This window comes from Citrobacter sp. HN-141, assembly GCF_033341895.1.
In the GTDB taxonomy this organism is placed as follows: domain Bacteria; phylum Pseudomonadota; class Gammaproteobacteria; order Enterobacterales; family Enterobacteriaceae; genus Citrobacter.
This window is the reverse complement of sequence record NZ_JAWPBF010000006.1, coordinates 193,808-213,834: the sequence shown is the minus strand read 5'-3', so window position 1 is coordinate 213,834 and position 20,027 is coordinate 193,808. Positions and strand designations below refer to the sequence as shown.

General features: G+C 54.6%; 16 protein-coding genes. 9 read left to right on the top strand and 7 right to left on the bottom strand.

What is annotated here, in order from left to right:
* Positions 1-111: 111 nt before the first annotated feature.
* From fhuB to hrpB, 6 genes are all read right to left on the bottom strand, one after another.
* A complete protein-coding gene (gene fhuB / locus RYZ59_RS09835) occupies positions 112-2,094 on the bottom strand; it encodes a Fe(3+)-hydroxamate ABC transporter permease FhuB (RefSeq protein WP_318046238.1) in 1,983 nt (660 codons plus the stop codon).
* Positions 2,091-2,981 (bottom strand): Fe(3+)-hydroxamate ABC transporter substrate-binding protein FhuD, encoded by an 891-nt coding sequence (fhuD, locus tag RYZ59_RS09830; protein WP_318046240.1) that lies wholly within the window; start codon positions 2,979-2,981, stop codon positions 2,091-2,093. Before fhuD ends, fhuB begins: the two co-directional genes overlap by 4 nt.
* Positions 2,981-3,778 carry a Fe3+-hydroxamate ABC transporter ATP-binding protein FhuC gene (fhuC, locus tag RYZ59_RS09825; RefSeq protein ID WP_271450066.1) on the bottom strand — a complete coding sequence of 266 codons (798 nt, stop codon included), beginning with the start codon at positions 3,776-3,778 and terminating at the stop codon, positions 2,981-2,983. The genes fhuD and fhuC overlap by 1 nt, the downstream gene beginning before the upstream one ends.
* A 47-nt stretch (positions 3,779-3,825) precedes the next feature.
* Positions 3,826-6,000, bottom strand: a complete 2,175-nt coding sequence (gene fhuA, locus RYZ59_RS09820) for a ferrichrome porin FhuA (RefSeq protein ID WP_318046243.1) — start codon at positions 5,998-6,000, stop codon at positions 3,826-3,828.
* Positions 6,001-6,306: 306 nt separating this feature from the next.
* Positions 6,307-8,844 carry a bifunctional glycosyl transferase/transpeptidase gene (mrcB, locus tag RYZ59_RS09815; RefSeq protein ID WP_318046245.1) on the bottom strand — a complete coding sequence of 846 codons (2,538 nt, stop codon included), beginning with the start codon at positions 8,842-8,844 and terminating at the stop codon, positions 6,307-6,309.
* A 157-nt stretch (positions 8,845-9,001) separates the two neighbouring features.
* Positions 9,002-11,431, bottom strand: coding sequence for an ATP-dependent helicase HrpB (hrpB, locus tag RYZ59_RS09810; protein WP_318046248.1), 2,430 nt, complete (start codon positions 11,429-11,431; stop codon positions 9,002-9,004).
* Positions 11,432-11,504: 73 nt separating this feature from the next.
* Here hrpB and thpR point away from each other — a divergent pair, with 73 nt between their 5' ends.
* From thpR to panD, 9 genes are all read left to right on the top strand, one after another.
* Positions 11,505-12,035: an RNA 2',3'-cyclic phosphodiesterase gene (gene thpR, locus RYZ59_RS09805; protein WP_318046250.1), complete on the top strand. Its 531-nt coding sequence runs from the start codon at positions 11,505-11,507 to the stop codon at positions 12,033-12,035.
* Between the two features lie 15 nt (positions 12,036-12,050).
* A complete protein-coding gene (gene sfsA, locus RYZ59_RS09800; RefSeq protein ID WP_318046252.1) occupies positions 12,051-12,755 on the top strand; it encodes a DNA/RNA nuclease SfsA in 705 nt (234 codons plus the stop codon).
* A gap of 177 nt (positions 12,756-12,932) precedes the next feature.
* On the top strand, positions 12,933-13,388 hold the full coding sequence (dksA, locus tag RYZ59_RS09795) for an RNA polymerase-binding protein DksA (RefSeq protein ID WP_003829221.1): 456 nt from the start codon (positions 12,933-12,935) through the stop codon (positions 13,386-13,388).
* Between the two features lie 96 nt (positions 13,389-13,484).
* The gene (gene gluQRS, locus RYZ59_RS09790; RefSeq protein WP_318046254.1) at positions 13,485-14,381 is read left to right on the top strand and encodes a tRNA glutamyl-Q(34) synthetase GluQRS; all 897 of its coding nucleotides are present in this window, start codon (positions 13,485-13,487) and stop codon (positions 14,379-14,381) included.
* A gap of 71 nt (positions 14,382-14,452) precedes the next feature.
* Positions 14,453-15,847 carry a polynucleotide adenylyltransferase PcnB gene (gene pcnB / locus RYZ59_RS09785; protein ID WP_212734722.1) on the top strand — a complete coding sequence of 465 codons (1,395 nt, stop codon included), beginning with the start codon at positions 14,453-14,455 and terminating at the stop codon, positions 15,845-15,847.
* A 51-nt stretch (positions 15,848-15,898) separates the two neighbouring features.
* Positions 15,899-16,390 (top strand): 2-amino-4-hydroxy-6-hydroxymethyldihydropteridine diphosphokinase, encoded by a 492-nt coding sequence (gene folK, locus RYZ59_RS09780; protein WP_318046256.1) that lies wholly within the window; start codon positions 15,899-15,901, stop codon positions 16,388-16,390.
* A gap of 120 nt (positions 16,391-16,510) precedes the next feature.
* Positions 16,511-17,302 carry a 3-methyl-2-oxobutanoate hydroxymethyltransferase gene (gene panB, locus RYZ59_RS09775; RefSeq protein ID WP_137383692.1) on the top strand — a complete coding sequence of 264 codons (792 nt, stop codon included), beginning with the start codon at positions 16,511-16,513 and terminating at the stop codon, positions 17,300-17,302.
* A 125-nt stretch (positions 17,303-17,427) separates the two neighbouring features.
* Entirely contained in the window at positions 17,428-18,282 is an 855-nt protein-coding gene (panC, locus tag RYZ59_RS09770; protein WP_137383693.1) for a pantoate--beta-alanine ligase, read from the top strand.
* A 96-nt stretch (positions 18,283-18,378) separates the two neighbouring features.
* Positions 18,379-18,759, top strand: a complete 381-nt coding sequence (gene panD, locus RYZ59_RS09765; protein WP_318046260.1) for an aspartate 1-decarboxylase — start codon at positions 18,379-18,381, stop codon at positions 18,757-18,759.
* Positions 18,760-18,764: 5 nt separating this feature from the next.
* On the opposite strand, the gene RYZ59_RS09760 is transcribed toward panD, so the two are convergent.
* Positions 18,765-19,994, bottom strand: a complete 1,230-nt coding sequence (locus RYZ59_RS09760) for a polysaccharide deacetylase family protein (protein WP_318046262.1) — start codon at positions 19,992-19,994, stop codon at positions 18,765-18,767.
* Positions 19,995-20,027 lie beyond the last annotated feature (33 nt).

The following is a 20,027-nucleotide window of genomic DNA, read 5'->3' as shown; positions in this document are numbered from 1 at the left end:
AAGAGAACGTGCAGAAATGTAGGCCGGGTAAGGCGAAGCCGCCACCCGGCTTTTTTATTGCCGGATGTCGACGCAAAGCGTCTTATCCGGCCTACATGAAAGGGGTCAGCCTCAGCGGCTCTGCTTTCTCAGCAGATAGATAAAGTACGGCGCACCAATAAACGTCGACAGCAGTCCCGCCGGGATCTGATACGGAAACAGCACCATACGCCCACACCAGTCGGCAAACACCAGCAGCACGCCCCCCGCCAGCGCCGAAATCAGCATATGCGGCATCGCCCGCCGAAAACCTAACATCCGTGCGATATGCGGCGCCATCAGCCCGACAAAGCTCAACGGTCCAATGGTCATGGTGGCTGTCGCCGTCAGCCCTGCCGCCAGCAGCAGTAACCCTACGCGCGATGGCGTGATAGCCATACCGACAGCCCGCGCCGTATCGCCGCCGAGCGGTAGAATCGTCAGCCAGCGGCGGCACAACGGCGTTATCGCCAGCAGAATGATCATCACAATGCCGGTACGTAAAACCTGTTCGTTGGAGGCGTTATAAGTCGAGCCGGACATCCAGGTCAGAATGCCCGCCATGCGCGGATCGCCGCTGGCCTGCAGCATCATCAGCAGCATAGTAAACGCTGTGCTGAGCGCCATCCCCGCCAACAGCATCCTGTGCGGAGAGAAACCACCGCGCCCGGCGGCAATCATAATAATAAGCAAGGTGACCGCCGCACCGATACTCCCGGCGGGCAACAGCCAGCCAAAGGCATTGCCGGGGACCAGAAACAGCATGAGCACCACGCCGAAGGCCGCGCCGGAGCTAATGCCCAACACTTCCGGGCTGGCCATCGGGTTACCGGTCAGGCGCTGAATAATGCAGCCCGCCACAGCCAGCATTACGCCAGCCACCAGAGCAGCCAGGATACGCGGCCAGCGCCAGGGCATCAGCTCATCCAGCATTGCACCGCTGGCCCAGCTCCAGCTGTGGGCATCGCGACCCAACGACAGCGCAACCACAACCGCCAGCAACAATATCGCGCCCCCTGCCAGCGCGAACATCAGCACGTGCTGGCGCTCAGCGGCGACACGGTTGTTGGCATTCATATCCGGCGCACTTATGCTCTTCAGACGCGGCAGCAACCACAGCAGCAGCGGTGCACCAATCAGCGCCGTCACCGAACCGGTGGAGACTTCCATCCAGACGCGAGTGAGCCACAGAATAATTTGATCGGAGAGCCAGAGGATCAGTGCGCCAATCAGCGGAGCCAACAGCAGACGCGCCAGCAAACGCCGCGCGCCAAGCATTTTCGCCAGCAGCGGTGCAAACAGGCCAACAAAGCCGATAATCCCCACCGCGTTAACCAGCAAAGCACTGAGCACAATCGCCAGCGTTAACGACGCCAGACGCGCCAGCGACAGCGCCAGTCCGAGATTGCGCGCCACGCCGTCATCCAGTCCCATCAGCGTCATTGGGCGTAATAGCAGCAGCGTCAACATCACGCCACCCAGCAGTTGCGGCCACAGTCTTTGCACCCCGCTCCAGTCGGTTTGCGTTAGCGTGCCGCTGCTCCACAAAAACATGCTTTGTAGCTGATCATGATGGAAAATCACCATCAATTGATTAATCGCCCCGCAGTACAGGCTGACCACCAGGCCCGCGAGGATCAGCGTCACCGGAGAAAGCCGTTTGCCCCAGGCAACGCCAAACACCAGTGCCCCAACAATACAAGCCCCTGCCAGCGCTGCAAATTGTGTCGTCAGTGCGCCAGGAATAGCCCACAGCGTAGTCACCGTGATGCCCAGTTGTGCCCCGGTGGCAACACCCAGCGTAGTCGGCTCCGCCAGCGGGTTACGCAGTACCTGCTGAAACAGCACACCAACCAGTCCCAGCCCGGCGCCGACCAGCAGAGAAATCGCCAGCCTCGGCAGCAGGCTAAAATGGAATACCATCTGCTCAATAACATCGATATCCGGTGACCAGATAGCCTGTTGCCACTGGCTACGCGGCAGAGCAGCGGAAAAGTTAAACCAGGTCAGCCAGCAGGCAGCAACAAACAGAACCGCTAGCAGAAGAGTTGGGAACAGCGCAATACGTTTACTCACGCTTTGCCCCCCAGCGCATTATCCAGAATGCGCGCAAAATGCATCGCCGATAGCGTTGCACCATAGAACCAGACGGCGGGAACGCGTTGAAAACGTCCGGCGCGAACAAATGGCATCGCCTGCCACAACGGTGTGGACATCAGTGCCTGCATATCCTTGTTGTTACCGTGATCGAAGCACAGCACATCAACATCTTTGTAGGCGGCAAGCCTGTCAATCCCTACCGCAGTGCTGCCCCAAAAGTTGGTTTCACCCTGCCAGGCGTTGCGGATCCCGTACTCATCCAGCACCTCCTGGAACAAGCAGTTAGGCCCAAACACCAGCATATGGCGAGGATCGAGCAGAGTCATCAGCAGTAATGGCCGGGAGCCACGCTGAACAAAGCGCGGTTTCAGACTGGCAATCAGGTGTTCGTACTGCGCCAGATGACGTTCGGCAGCGGTCTGCAGATTCAGCAACTGCGCCAGTTCTTGCAACGACTGACGCGCAATCGCCAGCGGCTTTTTGCCATCGCTGAAGTTAAAGCCGCGACCCGGCGCAATACGTGCAAGCTTCTCAGGTGCAGGACCGTAACCTGCCGACCAGACCATAAATGAGGGTTTCATTTCGGTCAGCAGTTCGAGGTTAGGTTCAGTACGTAATCCGACATCGATGACGGAGTCCGGCAACGCGGGCTCGTTGACCCACAGTTTGTAGTTTGGAACATCCGCAACGCCGTATGGTGCAACACCCAGCGCCAACAGCAGCTCAACCGGAAGCCATTCCAGCGCCACTATACGCTGTGGATCAACCGCCGCCGCGCGGGCTGTATTCATTTGCCACAGTAGCGGCGACAGCGCCATTGCCGTTAGCAGCCGTCGACGGGAAAGATGAGGTAATCCAATCATTAATAGACAAAACTCACGGGTGCGGCACCGGCCGGATGCGGCAAAATGCCCATCGGGATACCGTAAATCAGTTCCAGGGTTTCACTACGCATCAGTTCAGCAGGTGTTCCCTGTGCAATCATTTCACCGCCGCGCAGCGCGACCAGGTAATCACAGTAGCGGGCCGCCATGTTGATGTCATGCAGTACGGCAACCACCGTCAATCCACGCTGCTGGCTCAAGCGATGCACCAGCGCCAGCACGTCAACCTGATGCGCGATATCCAGCGCCGAGGTCGGTTCGTCCAGCAGCAGGCAACGGCTGTCCTGTGCCACCAGCATGGCGATCCACGCACGCTGACGCTCGCCGCCAGACAAGCTATCCACCAGGCGATGCGCCAGCGGTTTGAGCCCAACAAGCGTAATTGCCTCTTCCACTTTCTCTCTGTCGGCCACGCCAAAACGTCCCAGCGCGCCATGCCAGGGATAACGACCAATCGCTACCAGCTCACGTACCGTCATCCCTTCCGCCTGCGGTAACTGCTGGGGTAAATAGGCAACCTTACGGGCAAACGCTTTGCTGCTCCAGCTCTCCAGTGGCTGCTCATCAAGCAGGATTTCACCTTCTGACGGCGGCTGATGGCGTCCCAGCATTTTCAATAAGGTGGATTTACCGGAGCCGTTGTGGCCGATAAGCCCCGTCACTTTACCCACGGGAAAGGTTAACGAGAGAGGATGCAAAAGCGTGCGGCCAGGCACACGGAAGGAGACATTCTTCAACGCAAACGTCGTGTCGGGATGGGATCTGTTTTCCTGCATAGTGGCCAACTTGTAAAACGGGCACGCAAAGCGTGCCCAAAGAGAAATTAGAAACGGAAGGTTGCTGTTGCAACGACCTGACGTTCTGCGCCCCAGAAACAGCCATAAGTGTCGAAGCAGCTGGCAACGTACTCACGGTCAAACAGGTTAGTAACGTTAACCGCAACGCTAGAACCCGCCATCCCCAAGCGTGCGAGATCGTATTTAACGACAGCATCCATCACCGTTGAGCTACCCACTTTGAAGGTATTTCCCGGATCACCATAGCTAGAACCAACATAACGACCACCTGTTCCCAACGTTAATCCAGACAGTGGGCCTTCATAGAAGGTGTAATCCCCCCACAGAGAGGCCATATTTTTGGGTACCTGGACAGGTGTTTTACCTTTAAGCGTCGTGTCTTCTGTATATTCCGCATCGGTATACGTATAAGACGCTGTCAGATTAATGTTCGCATTCACTGCGGCTTTTGCTTCTAATTCAACGCCACGAGAACGGATTTCACCCGCCGGAACCTGCGCATACGGGTTAAGCGGGTCGGTAGTCAGGTTATTCGTTTTCGTCAGCTCATAAACCGCTGCAGTCACAACAACGGGCAGATCTTTTGGAACATATTTCACGCCAGCTTCATATTGCTTACCTTTTGACGGCGCGTAAGCAACGTTGTCAGCCGGTGTTGCTGCCCATGCTTTAGATGGGTTCGGTTCGAAAGATTCGCTGTAGCTGAAGTATGGCGTAATACCATTGTCAAAGAGATAGTTAATCCCACCGCGCCAGGTGAACTGCTCATCGTTACGTTCAACTTTTTGATTGCTGGAGCGAATAGTGGTTGCCTGCTGAGACCAGTCATAGCGTCCACCCAGCGTCGCAACCCATTTATTCCATTCCAGTTGGTCCTGTACATACACACCGGTTTGGTGCTGCGTGTTAAGCTGGAACGGCTTCGCATCCGGGAAATCTACATCCTCATATACCGGATTATTCATATCTAACGGAGGCGCACTTCCGTAGGCGTTATCAATATCATTTCGTAGACGTGAATAGTCGACACCGGTAAGCAGAGTGTGTCCAACATCTCCCGTCGCAAACTTGCTTTCCAACTGAGTATCTACGCCAAAATCATTATAGCGTTCATCGGCGACGATAATCTGACGGGTCAATTGATTACCCACTGCGCCGAAGCCGTACACACTCTGTTGAGATGTTTTGATTTGGCTATAACGTAAATTCTGGCGCACAGTGAAGGTGTCATCAAAACTGTGTTCAAAACTGTAGCCAACCATTCGCTCGTAACGCGAATAGGTATTGTTCGGCGCATAGTCCGTAAAGCTCACCGGCAAACGGGAACCATCAGGTAACGGATCAACCGTACCTTCTTTCGGCAGCCAGCCGTAATAACCTGTTGAAGGCTCATTCTGAATGTTTGCTCGCAGAGTCAGGTTGGTTCTGTCATCAGGCTTCCAGCTAAACACGGGAGCAATGGCATAACGCTTCTGCTTCGCGAAATCCTGTTGTTCGTCATTAGAACGTGCCAACCCTGTCAGACGGTAAGAATAGACACCATCATCATCCAGGGAATCACTGAAATCAAAACCGGTTTGGAACAGATTATCCGAACCCATTTTGAATTGAATTTCTTTTAACGGCTCTGATGTAGGGCTTTTGCTGACCATGGAGATCAAGCCCCCCGGATTACTTTTCCCGTAAAGTACAGACGTTGGCCCGCGCATCAGCTCGACGCGTTCAAGCATGTAAGGATCAACAACGGCAGAACTGTAGTAATCACCCTGCAACTTGACGCCATCAAGGTAATTGTTTGGTGTGGGGCCAGGTGTATAGAAGCCACGAATAATAACGAAATCATAAGTGCTGGAAGCACCACGCGTAGAAACGGCAGCACCAGGGGTATAGGCTAAAGCCTCTTTTACCGACCCAGGCTGATGCATATCCATCTCTTCACGCGTCACGACCGAAACAGACTGCGGGGTCTTTTCGATAGGCGTATCCGTTTTGGTGGCAGTGGCGGAACGCTTCGCGGCAATCGTCGGCGAAGGCCCCCATGCACTTTCTTGTGCGGCAGGTGCTGCGGTTACGGTGATTGTTTCTTCTTTCGGTTGAACCGCCGCCTGTGCATACACAGACATGCCGCTAACCGCTGTGGCTACCACGACTGCAATTTTGCGCAGTGAGGCGTTTGGCTGAGCAGTTTTAAGACGCGCCATTGGTATTTCTCTGATGAAAGTGAATGATAACGTAAACGAGAATTATTATTATAACGAGAGCATAATATTCGAAACGCCGTTGCGATCGCAAGCAATACGCGCCCCTACTAAAACTAAGGGGTTAAGAAATAACCAGATGAAAAGAAAGGGTTAATAAATTAGGCTGAAATGTTTTAACGGAAGACGTGCCGGATAGCGGCATGGCTGCTCAAACTCCGTAGGCCTGATAAGCGCAGCGCCATCAGGCAAAACAAAGCCGAATGGCGCCAAAAGAAAAACCCGCCGGAGCGGGTTTTTAGGTAGGTATTAGTTGCTGCCAAACATATCCTTGATCCAACCTGCGACGCCGTCGCTGTCTTTCTTCTCCTGCTGCGGCGGTTGTTGTTGCTGCTGCTGTTGAGGCTGCGGCTGCGTTGATTGATCGAACGGATTACCTGACTGCTGCTGCATCTCACCTTGCTGGCACAACGAGTCCGGATCGGTAGTCCACACTGGCAGCGTACGCATACCGCCACTGCACACGAAGTTACCGTCGTAATCGACACCCATATCAACAATATCTTCCGGCGGCGTCAGCACCAGCGGGGTTGGTGTCTGGTTCGCCAGATAACGCTGATAAATCGACATCGCACCGCTGGCACCGTACAACTTGGTTGGCTGGTTGTTATCGCGGCCTACCCAGGTAATCGTCACCTGGCTGCCATCGATACCGGCAAACCAGGTATCCACGTTGTTGTTGGTGGTCCCGGTTTTCCCTGCCAGGTGCAGCCCTGGGTACTTCGCGCCCAGTTGACGACCCGTACCGCGTTGAACCACCTGTTGCATGGTCCACAGCGTCATATAGGCCGCCTGCGCCGGAACGGCGCGCTCTGCCTGCGGGAAGCTTTGATACAGCACGGTCCCATCTTCAGCAATGACCGAACGCAGTGCTGATAATGGCGCACGGTTACCCCCGCTGGCGATGGTCTGGAACGCCTGTGCTACTTCGATTGGCGTCAGGTTCAACGCCCCCAGCAGCATCGCCGGAACCGGATTGAGCTGATCTTTCGGTGCGCCCAGCTTCGTCCAGGTGTCGGTTACTGCAGGCAGGCCCAGCGCCATCCCCAGATTGACCGTCGGGACGTTCATTGAACGCGTTAACGCATCCACCAGCATCACTTTACCGCTTTCGCTATAGCGACGGTCATCGTTCTGCGGTGACCACACCTGGCCGTTCGGCTGGCGCAGCGCAATCGGCGCATCGGCGATCCAGGTATTCAGGCGATACAGCTTCGGCTGGCTTAGCGCCGTCAGATAGGTTGCCGGTTTTGCCAGCGAGCCGATGGAACGACGGGCCTGCATCGCGCGGTTATAGCCCGCAAACTGCGGCTCTGCGCCGCCTACCATAGCACGAACCTCGCCGCTAAAGCGGTCAACGACCACAATCGCGGTTTCCAGATCGCTCAGCTTGCGCTGTTTCTTCAGCACCGGAATGCCTTCCACCGCCGCTTTTTCTGCCGCATCCTGCGCCACGGAATCAAAGGTGGTGAAAATTTTCACACCGGAGAGATCTTTGACTTTATCGCCCAGCTTCGCCTGAAGCTCCTGACGCACCATCTGCATAAACGCTGGCTGTGGCGAAATCACCCCACCACGCGGCTGCACGCCTAACGGGCGCGCGCTCAGCATGTCATACAGATCCTGGTCGATAATCTGCTGCTGTTGCAGCAAACGCAGCACCAGGTTACGACGCTCCAGCGCCAGCTTCGGGTTACGCCATGGGTTGTAGATTGACGCGCCTTTCACCATCCCCACCAGCAGCGCCTGCTGGTCAAGACTCAACTCCTCTACCGGGCGCCCAAAATAGTACAGACTCGCCAGCGGGAAGCCACGGATCTCGTTGTCGCCGCTCTGACCGAGGTACACCTCGTTCATATACAGCTCAAGAATGCGGTCTTTGCTGTAGCGCGCATCCATGATCAGCGCCATGTAGGCTTCGTTGGCCTTACGCCAGTAGGAACGTTCACTGGACAAGAACAGGTTTTTCACCAGTTGCTGAGTCAGCGTACTGGCCCCCTGAACTGTACGACCAGCCGTCAGGTTGGCAAGCACCGCACGTCCAATGGAATAGAGGCTGATACCGTCGTGCTCATAGAAATGGCGGTCTTCGGTCGCCAGCAGCGTATCGACCAACAAATCCGGGAAGCCGCTGCGCGGAACGAACAGACGCTGCTCGCCGTTAGGCGAAGAGAGCATGGTTATCAAACGCGGATCGAGACGGAAGAAACCGAACTGGCGGTTGTTATCCATATTCTCAATGGTATCCAGATGATCGCCATCAAATGTCAGACGCGCACGCACCTGCCCTTCTTTACTGTCCGGGAAGTCAAACGGACGGCGGATCATCTCAATGCTCTTCGCCTGCACGGTAAATTCGCCAGGGCGCGTCATTTTCGTCACCTGACGGTACTGTGTCGCCTCCAGCAGTTTCACCATCTCGTTCTTGCCGATGGGCATTTCTGGCTCAAGGTTAACCATCCGACCATAAACAGCCGCAGGCAATTGCCAGACTTTGCCATCAATACGGCTGCGAATTTTTTGGTCCAGGTACACGCCATATATCGCGATCAGCACCAAAAAGACGATCGACAGTTTTACCAGCAACCAGAACCAGCCACGCTTACCACGAGGCTTACGCCCTTTGCCCTTACCCTTACGCGGCATCGGTTCTTCATCCTCATAGTCATCATCATCATAATCGTCGTCATACTCGTCATCTTTAAGTTGACGACGGCTCACCTTTTGTTTCACTGGACGCGATGGTTTCCCTTTACGTCCAATTGGCTCGCGGTCATTCCCCGCCATGCTTTTTCTCCGCAACATTCAGGCGCAAAGGCCCGATTCTCTGTTCTTCCGTCAGGCGACAGAAGAAGAAATCTCTCAATTTTCTGCTGTATTTATGCCGGATGGCGCCTCCCGTAGGCCGGATAAGCGCAGCGCCATCAGGTAACCACGCATACAGCTACGAATACTTTTTGGTCCGCCGCGTTGGCGCGGTATTCGCCGGATCGTCCGGCCAGACGTGTTTGGGATAACGCCCTTTCATCTCTTTTTGTACCTCACGGTACGACCCTTTCCAGAACGCGCTCAGATCGCTGGTGACCTGCAGCGGCCGCTGGGCCGGAGAAAGCAGTTCCAGCACCAACGGCACACGCCCCTCGGCGATGGTTGGCGTATTCGCTTCGCCAAACATTTCCTGCATCCTGACCGCCAACACCGGGGGATTATCCTCGTGATAGCGAATGGCTATCCGGCTTCCCGTCGGCACAGTGTAATGCGCAGGCAGCGAACTCTCCAGACGTTGCAGCATTGACCAGTCCAGTAAACCGCGCAATGCCTGAGCCACATTTAATGCTTTCAGCGCACGTAAAGAGTGCACACCGCTCATATGCGGCAATAGCCAGCTCTCCAGCGTCGACAGCAGCGAAGCATCATCAACAGCAGGCCAACCGTACTCCGGCAGCCAGTTTGCCGCGCATTGCAGACGCAACCGAAACTGTTCAGCCTCAGACGTCCAGTTGAGCACACTTAGGCCTTTATCGCGAATTCCGTTCAACATGGCCTGATGCAACTCGTCTTCCGAAGGTTTAGCCAGCGGCTGTACTTTAACTGTCAGTTGACCAATTCGCATTCGGCGCAGCGCTTTCAGCGTCCCCTGGGTTTCATCCCATTCAATGGTATCTGACTGTTGCAGCAGCTCAGGACACGTCTGTATTAATCTGTCGATATCCAGCGGCAAAGACAGCAAAATACGGGCATCCGGCGAGGCACTACCCTGTAGCAACAGCGGCGCGATGAGCCACTCATGACGCGCTGAAGCATCATCAGCATCCAGCATCGCCCCCATCCCGTTCGCCAGTTGATAGCGCCCTTCCTGACCACGGCGCCGGGCAATACGATCGGCAAACGCCTGCGCCAGTAAAGGGGCTAACCGTTCGCTATCGGGCTGGCCTCCCCGCACATTCAGGCGCTTCAATAGCTGCTGGCTACGCAGTTGCCAGGCGGGCTGGTGGCGTAAAAACGCTGTTGCCAGATCGGTACTCCCACCGCGCGGTGGTTCTTCCAGAATTGCCGCCAGCTTTGCTGCCGTTGCCGCTTCGTCATCATTGTTAGCACTGACTAGCATTGCGGCTAAGCGGGGATCGTTGCCCAGGGCCGCCATTTTCCGTCCGGTGGCACTGAGTCTGTCGCCCTCCAGCGCGCCCAGCATCTGTAACAAACGCGTTGCCGCTTGCATATTCACGACTGGCGGCCTATCCAGCCAGCTCAACTGTGCGGGATCGGTGCATCCCCATTGCAACAGTTCCATCAGCAGACCGGACAGATCGCTCTGTACGATTTCCGGCTCGCCTTGCGCCGCCGCCCTTTCTGCCTGCTCTTTGGCCAGCAGGTGCAGACAAATACCGAGTTCCAGACGGCCTGCTCGTCCTGCACGTTGGGTCATTGAGGCCTGGCTAATGCGTTGGGTAATCAGTCGCGTTAATCCCGTACGTGCATCAAAACGCGCCACACGTTCCTGGGCGCAGTCCACCACCAGCCGGATGCCTTCAATGGTTAAGCTGGTTTCAGCAATATTGGTTGCCAGTACGACTTTACGTCGCCCCGGTGGCGCGGGCAAAATGGCCTGCCGCTGCTCGGCAAGCGATAATGCGCCGTACAGCGGGCACAACAGGATATCGCTGCCCACGCGGCCTGCCAGTTGCTCCTGCACGCGTAGGATCTCTCCCACGCCGGGTAAAAATAGCAGCAACGACCCACTCTCATTGCGCAGCAACTCCGTGGTAGCAATGGCAACCGCTTCGTCAAAACGTAAATGCGTCGCCAGCGGCTGGTAGCGCCGTTCAACAGGAAACGCACGTCCTTCGGAAACAAGGGTAGGCGCTTCAGGCAACAGCTGCTGCAAACGCCCATTGTCCAGTGTAGCTGACATAATCAGCAGCTTTAAATCGTCCCGCAGGCCTTCCTGCACGTCCAAAAGCAGCGCCAGTGCCAGATCCGCCTGCAGGCTGCGCTCGTGAAATTCATCAAGGATCACCAGACCAACACCCTGCAATTCTGGATCGCGTTGGATCATGCGCGTGAGCACACCTTCCGTGACCACTTCGAGCCGGGTTTGCGGCCCCACGCAGCTTTGCGCGCGCATGCGATAGCCCACGGTTTCGCCGGGCTTTTCGTTCAGCGACTCCGCCAGTCGTTGTGCCACATTGCGAGCCGCCAGGCGACGCGGTTCCAACAGGATAATGCGCCCCGTAATCCCCTGATGCGCCAGAAGCTGTAGCGGCAGCCAGGTCGATTTCCCGGCCCCCGTCGGCGCGGTCAGCAGGACCTGCGGTGAGGCATCAAGGGCAGTAAGCAGTTCAGGCACTATGGCGGCAACGGGCAACGACGTCACAAATGACTCCAGAGGGTTAACATTCTTCGCGCTGCATTGTAGCATCGCGTTAATTCATAACCGAGTATCCATCATGTCTGAGCCAAAACGGCTGTTCTTTGCCATTGAATTGCCTGCTGAGGTTCGGGAGCAGCTCATCCACTGGCGAGCCGCACAATTTCCACCGGAAGCGGGCCGCCCGGTCGCCGCAGACAATCTGCACCTGACGCTGGCTTTTTTAGGGGATGTGAGTGCCGAGAAACAGCAGGCGCTATCACAACTGGCTGGACGCATTCGCCAGCCGCCGTTCACGCTCAGGCTGGACGATGCCGGGCAATGGCTGCGCTCGCGAGTCGTATGGCTGGGAATGCGCCAGCCGCCACGCGGGTTATTGCAACTGGCGAATATGCTGCGAGCACAGGCCGCACGCAGCGGATGCTACCAAAGCCCACAGCCCTTTCACCCGCATATCACGCTCTTGCGCGATGCCAGCCATGCCGTCGCCATCCCGCCCCCCGGTTTTTGCTGGTCATTTCCGGTTACGGAGTTTGCGCTTTATGCCTCGTCATTTGAGCGAGGACGCACTCGCTATTCAACCTTACAGCGCTGGGTGCTGGGCAAATAATCAAAGGTATTATTCATGCAATTTTCTCCCCCTTTACAACGCGCTACGCTAATTCAGCGCTATAAACGTTTTTTAGCGGATGTGATCACACCTGATGGCACAACCTTGACGCTACACTGCCCAAATACCGGAGCAATGACCGGATGCGCAACCCCTGGTGATACCGTCTGGTATTCAACATCAGGAAATATTAAGCGGAAATATCCACATACCTGGGAATTAACGCAAACCGCATCTGATGCTTTTATTTGTGTTAACACGCTATGGGCCAATCGCTTAACGAAAGAGGCGATTCAGAATGAACTCATTGCGGAGCTTTCTGGCTACAGCGTGTTGAAAAGTGAAGTAAAATACGGCGCAGAAGGCAGCCGTATTGATTTTTTGTTACAGGCAGATTCCCGGACTGACTGCTATATTGAAGTAAAATCAGTCACGTTGGCGGAAAAAGAGTATGGTTATTTTCCCGATGCCATCACTGAACGAGGTCAGAAACATCTTCGGGAATTGATGAGCGTAGCGGCTGAAGGTAAACGTGCCGTCATATTTTTCGCGGTACTACATTCAGCCATTACACGGTTTTCACCCGCGCGCCATATCGATGCAAAATATGCGCAGTTATTAGCCGAAGCACAGCTAAAGGGGGTCGAAATTCTGGTTTATAAAGCGGAACTTTCTGCCCATGGTATGACTCTTAAAGAGCCGTTGCCCATTACCTTGTAATGGTGTAAACAACGGGTTAATTAGTATTCTGGCCGCGTGCGCAAATACGCTTTTCCTCACAGGGTTGTCAAGTGTTACGTATAGATAATTGCTATCCGGAAAAGCATCTGCTATTTATAGCGACCTGATTTTTCCCCCGAACATGGGGATCGATAGTGCGTGTTAAGGAGAAGCAACATGCAAGAAGGGCAAAACCGTAAAACATCGTCCCTGAGTATTCTCGCCATCGCTGGGGTGGAGCCGTACCAGGAGAAACCGGGCGAAGAGTATATGAACGAAGCCCAGCTGTCGCACTTCAGGCGTATTCTTGAAGCATGGCGTAATCAACTCAGGGATGAAGTCGATCGCACTGTGACTCATATGCAGGACGAAGCGGCTAACTTCCCTGATCCGGTTGACCGTGCCGCACAGGAAGAAGAATTCAGCCTTGAGCTGCGTAACCGTGACCGTGAGCGCAAACTGATCAAAAAGATCGAGAAGACGCTGAAGAAAGTAGAGGACGAAGATTTCGGCTACTGCGAATCATGCGGCGTAGAAATTGGTATTCGTCGTCTGGAAGCCCGTCCAACAGCCGATCTGTGCATCGACTGCAAAACGCTGGCAGAAATTCGCGAAAAACAGATGGCGGGTTAATCCCGTAGACTGTTGCATGCCGGGTAGCATTACGCTAATCCGACAGTACCTGGGCGGGAGTTTCTCCCGCCTTATTCTTTTATTTTATCCATCGACATGACAGACAAACCCTATATTGGCCGTTTTGCCCCTTCACCTTCCGGTGAACTGCATTTTGGTTCCCTAGTAGCCGCCCTCGGCAGTTATCTGCAGGCCCGCGCACAGCGCGGAATCTGGCGGGTACGCATTGAAGATATCGATCCCCCTCGTGAAGTTCCCGGTGCTGCAGAGACGATTCTGCGTCAGCTGGAACATTACGGGCTGCACTGGGATGGCGAAATTATGTGGCAGTCGCAACGCCATGACGCCTACCGTGAGGCTCTGGCCTGGTTACAACAACAAGATTTAAGTTACTACTGTACCTGTACACGCGCCCGTGTTCAGAGTATTGGCGGGATTTACGACGGTCATTGCCGCACGTTACGCCACGGGCCGGAAAATGCAGCGGTACGCATCAAGCAACAGCATCCTGTTTTACACTTTAACGACCTGCTGCGTGGCAATATTCACACCAACCCAGAGCTTGCACGGGAAGACTTTATTATCCACCGACGCGACGGACTGTTTGCTTATAACCTTGCGGTAGTGATTGATGACCACTTCCAGGGGGTAACTGAGATTGTACGCGGCGCGGATCTCATCGAACCGACGGTACGCCAAATCTCGTTGTATCAACTGTTCGGCTGGCAAGTACCAGACTATATTCATCTGCCGTTGGCGCTCAACGAGCAAGGCGCTAAACTTTCTAAGCAGAATCATGCGCCTGCCCTGCCGCAAGGCGATCCACGCCCGGTTCTCATCAACGCGTTGCGCTTCCTCGGCCAGAACACTGTAATACCGTGGCAAGCGCTCAGTGTGGAAGAATTACTGCAAACTGCGGTGCAAAATTGGACGCTTACGACTGTACCGGATTCAGTGAATGTAAATCCGGCATTCTCAAATGACTCATGCTGAGCTATGATTAGCCGCGATTTTTACACAGCAACACTTGTTCTGACTGAAGTTTGACACTACCGAGGTGCACTATTTTTACCCGAGTCGCTAATTTTTGCCGCAAGGTGCTAAGCCGCGAGGAGCGCGAGGCCGAGCTTGCCGTCGCCCGTCCGCATATGACGGTAATCCCGCGTGAGCAGCACTCTATCTCCCGCAAAGATATCAGTGAAAATGCCCTGAAGGTAATGTACAGGCTTAATAAAGCTGGATACGAGGCATGGCTGGTTGGCGGTGGCGTGCGCGACCTTTTGCTGGGCAAAAAACCGAAAGACTTTGATGTCACCACTAACGCGACACCGGATCAGGTACGGAAGTTGTTTCGCAACTGCCGTCTGGTTGGGCGTCGTTTCCGTCTGGCTCACGTCATGTTTGGCCCGGAAATTATCGAAGTCGCTACGTTTCGTGGCCACCATGAAGGCAGCGAAGCCGATCGTGCAACGTCACAGCGTGGGCAAAACGGGATGCTGTTGCGCGACAACATCTTCGGTTCCATCGAAGAAGATGCCCAGCGCCGCGATTTCACCATCAACAGCCTTTACTATAGTGTGGCCGATTTCACCGTTCGTGATTACGTGGGTGGAATGCAGGATCTGGAAGACGGCATCATCCGTCTGATTGGCAATCCTGAAACGCGCTATCGTGAAGATCCCGTGCGTATGCTGCGCGCGGTACGCTTTGCAGCCAAGCTTGATATGCGTATCAGCCCGGAAACCGCAGAGCCAATCCCACGCCTGGCAACACTGCTGAACGATATTCCTCCTGCACGCCTGTTTGAAGAAGCGCTCAAGCTGTTACAGGCGGGCTACGGTTATGAAACCTATAAAAAACTGCGTGAGTACAGCCTGTTCCAGCCGCTGTTCCCAACCATCACCCGCTATTTTACCGAAGACGGTGACAGCGCGATGGAACGCATCATTGCCCAGGTACTAAAGAATACCGACACCCGTATCCACAATGATATGCGCGTGAACCCGGCATTCTTGTTTGCGGCGATGTTCTGGTACCCGTTACTGGAAACCGCGCAGAAAATTGCCCAGGAAAGCGGTCTGGCCTATTACGACGCCTTCGCGCTGGCCATGAACGACGTGCTGGATGAAGCCTGTCGTTCACTGGCTATCCCGAAACGCCTGACGTCGCTCACCCGTGATATCTGGCAGCTTCAATTACGCATGTCCCGTCGTCAGGGTAAGCGCGCCTGGAAGCTGATGGAGCATCCAAAATTCCGCGCAGCCTACGACTTGTTGGCGCTGCGTGCCGAAGTGGAAAATAACGCCGAACTGCAGCGTCTGGCGCAGTGGTGGGGCGAATTCCAGGTGTCGGCTCCGCCTGAGCAAAAAGGCATGCTGAACGAGCTTGATGAAGAACCAGAACGTCGTCGTCATCGTCGTCCACGTAAGCGGGCGCCGCGCCGCGAAGGTTCCGCATGACCCATCACGTATACCCTACAAATTTCGAGTCGCATCAAGGCGGTGACACAGATGCAGCTTGAAAGACGACGGGTATATATCGCTCTCGGCAGTAATTTAGCCTCTCCTCTGGAGCAGGTGAATGCTGCCGTGCAAGCGATCGGCGAAATACCTGACAGCCGTATCGTCGCGATTTCTTCGTTTTATCGTACCCCACCATTAGGTCCACAGGATCAGCCCGACTATCTGAACGCCGCTGTGGCGCTGGATACCGCTCTCGCCCCAGAAGAATTGCTGGATCACACCCAACGCATTGAGCTACAGCAGGGTCGCGTACGTAAAGCTGAACGCTGGGGCCCGCGTACGCTGGACCTCGACATCATGCTGTTTGGCGATGAAGTGATTAATACCGAACGTCTGACCGTACCGCACTACGATATGAAAAACCGCGGCTTTATGCTGTGGCCACTTTTTGAAATCGCACCTGAACTGACCTTCCCGGACGGAACCCGCCTGCATCAACACCTCTCCCAACTCGGTGCAGTAAAACCTGCACACTGGTAAAGTAATCCTTCCCCTTTATCGTTTACTGCTTTCGCGCCAAACGATTGCTTAAATCAATTGCCCCCCTGAATGTGACTGCTAGAATGCCGTTAAATATGACTTTCACCATCAGGAAATGTTATGAAACCGACAACCATCTCATTGCTGCAAAAATACAAGCAAGAGAAGAAACGCTTCGCGACGATTACGGCCTACGACTACAGCTTCGCGAAACTCTTTGCCGACGAAGGTATCAATGTGATGCTGGTAGGCGATTCACTGGGGATGACGATTCAGGGTCATGACTCTACCCTGCCGGTCACTGTTGACGATATTGCCTACCATACTCGCACTGTACGTCGTGGGGCACCCAACTGCCTGCTGCTTTCCGATCTCCCGTTTATGGCCTACGCTACGCCAGAACAAACCTTTGCAAACGCGGCGGTTGTGATGCGCGCAGGGGCCAATATGGTCAAGATTGAAGGCGGCGCATGGCTGGTCGATACGGTGAGAATGCTGACCGAACGCGCGGTTCCGGTGTGCGGTCATCTGGGGCTGACCCCGCAGTCCGTCAACATTTTTGGCGGCTATAAGGTGCAAGGCCGTGGTGATGCCGGGCAAACGCTACTTGACGACGCACTGGCACTGGAAGCGGCTGGCGCTCAATTGCTGGTACTGGAATGCGTTCCCGTTGAACTGGCAAAACGCATCACCGAAGCGCTATCTATTCCGGTGATCGGTATTGGCGCAGGTAATGTGACTGATGGCCAGATTTTAGTGATGCACGATGCGTTTGGCATTACCGGCGGACATATCCCGAAATTTGCGAAGAATTTCCTTGCCGAAGCAGGCGACATGCGTGCTGCGGTGCGGCAGTATATTGCTGAGGTGGAATCCGGCGTTTACCCGGGCGAAGAACATAGCTTCCACTAATTTTTCTGACGAGATGTCGGCCTGATAAGCGTAGCGCCATCAGACGGTTCGGTGCACGTTGCCGGATGGTGGCGCAAACGGCTTCTCTGGCCTACAGACCCTCAGGCAACTAAAGGAGTCAAGGTGTGCTAATTATTGAAACCCTGCCGCTGCTGCGCCAGCATATTCGCCGTCTGCGTCAGGAAGGTAAACGTGTGGCGCTGGTTCCCACCATGGGCAATCTACACGACGGTCACATGAAGCTGGTCGATGAAGCAAAAGCCCAGGCCGATGTGGTCATCGTCAGTATTTTCGTCAACCCGATGCAGTTTGACCGACCGGACGATCTGGTGCGCTACCCGCGAACGCTGCAGGAAGATTGTGAGAAGCTGAACAAGCGCAAAGTGGATTATGTCTTTGCGCCGGCAGCGCTTGAGATCTATCCGCAAGGGACAGATTCACAAACCTATGTCGAGGTTCCGGGACTGTCTACTATGCTGGAAGGCGCCAGCCGTCCAGGGCACTTCCGTGGTGTCGCAACCATCGTCAGCAAACTGTTCAATCTGATCCAGCCGGATGTTGCTTGCTTTGGCGAAAAAGATTTCCAGCAGTTAGCATTGATCCGCAAAATGGTTGCGGATATGGGTTATGACATTGAGATCGTCGGTGTGCCTATTATTCGCGCCAAAGACGGCTTGGCCCTTAGTTCACGTAACGGATATCTGACGGCAGAGCAGCGTAAAATCGCCCCTGGCTTGTACAAAGTAATGAGCCGCATTGGCGAAAAATTACAGGCCGGCGAGCGCGAGCTGGAAGAGATTATTGCTATTGCCGCACAGGAGCTGAATGAAAAAGGTTTCCGCGCCGACGATATTCAGATCCGCGATGCCGACACACTGCTGGAACTGACTGAAAACAGTAAGCGTGCAGTGATTCTGGTCGCCGCATGGCTGGGCCAGGCACGGCTGATCGATAATCAAAGCGTTACATTAGCCCAGTAGACAGGGGTTAAAAATAGGGCAATACTGCCTGAGAAATTTCTCAAAGCAGGCCTGTTGCGCCTGCTTAGCCAAGGTAAACGACAGGGTATAGACGTTATGATTCGCACCATGCTGCAAGGCAAGCTCCACCGCGTAAAAGTCACGCAGGCGGACCTGCATTACGAAGGCTCCTGCGCCATCGACCAGGATTTCCTTGATGCCTCCGGTATTCTGGAAAATGAAGCTATTGATATCTGGAACGTGACGAATGGGAAACGTTTCTCAACCTATGCGATTGCGGCTGAACGCGGCTCTAAAATCATCTCGGTGAACGGTGCGGCTGCACACAGTGCTGATGTGGGTGACATTGTGATTATCGCCAGCTTCGTCACCATGTCTGATGAAGAAGCCCGTACATGGCGCCCGAAAGTGGCCTACTTTGAAGGCGACAACGAAATGAAGCGCACCGCAAAAGCCATTCCGGTACAGGTTGCCTGATAGCCCTACCCCTGCGGCTGATTGCTGATCAGCCGCGACATCGTTTCCAGCGAATCCGTTCTTAAAATATAAAGTCGTTTCAATAAGTACGGATTATCCCCCGGCTTCACCTTCCCTCTCACCGTGGTGACCGCCATGTGGAACCCTGCCTCTTTTGCCGCATTGACGGCTATTGCGTTATAGCCACCAAACGGATACGAAAGATAAATAACATGGGGATTAAACTGAGCAAGCGCCCGCCGCGAACGCGCAAAATCAAACAGAATATTGTGAAAACTGCGACTCAGCAGGATTGGCCGGTGGTTGGCATCTACCCGGTGCAAAAAATGGGTATGTGACTGGAAGTCAAAAACATCCCTGATACCGTTCAATTCAGAGAGACTCATAAACTGCAGCGATTTCGGGTCCCACTTCTGGGGATGGCGCTTAATACGCGACGAAATAATAAACGCTGTCGCTTTCATCCCGTACTGCCTGAGGACAGGATAAGCATAACGGCTGACCGACTTCAGGCCATCGTCGAACGTCAGCACAACAGCCCGTGCAGGCAGATTCATTTTATTCTGCACGTAGCCTTCCAGTTGATACATCGTCAACGTGGTGTAACCGCGATCCCGTAGCCAGGCCATCTGGTTACTGAACGCACGCACAGAGGTCGTCGTGGAGGTGTGGCGAAAACGGGTATTCTCTTCATCACGCAGAATATGATGGTAAGTCAACACGGGAATACCGTGGTCTTCCTGCGCATCCAGCGCGCTGATATAAGCCAGCCTGCCACCAATGCGGATCTGAAACCAGGTCTGATTAAGCCGGTCTTTGAGCTTACTAATGATGGGATAGCGCAGGTTGTCCGCCAGTACGCCAAACGGAGCACTGCCGACATCCGGAGCATTATAAACAGGCGTGTCTTTCCAGGTTAGCAGGCTTTGATTGCTGAGCGGCTTGTTGAGGTCGCCTAAACCATCGTCAACCTTCTGCCGGCCCTGAACGGGCTCCAGATGCCCCTTATCGATAAACCCGGTACCAAAGCCAAAAGGAAATTCATAATAGTCAGCGGCCATCGGTTCTACTGAGAGGATTTGACCGGCGCGAATATTCCCCACCGTCACCATTTTATTACCGATCTGCGCCCAAACGGCAGCCGCTTCGGTCGTTTGCATATAACGAGCAGGCAACGCCGCAGCAACGCTACCGGAGAACAGGAGTAACAGAACCAACAGAACGCGCATCACCATATACGATAACCGAGGCGAGAAAACCCGGCTATT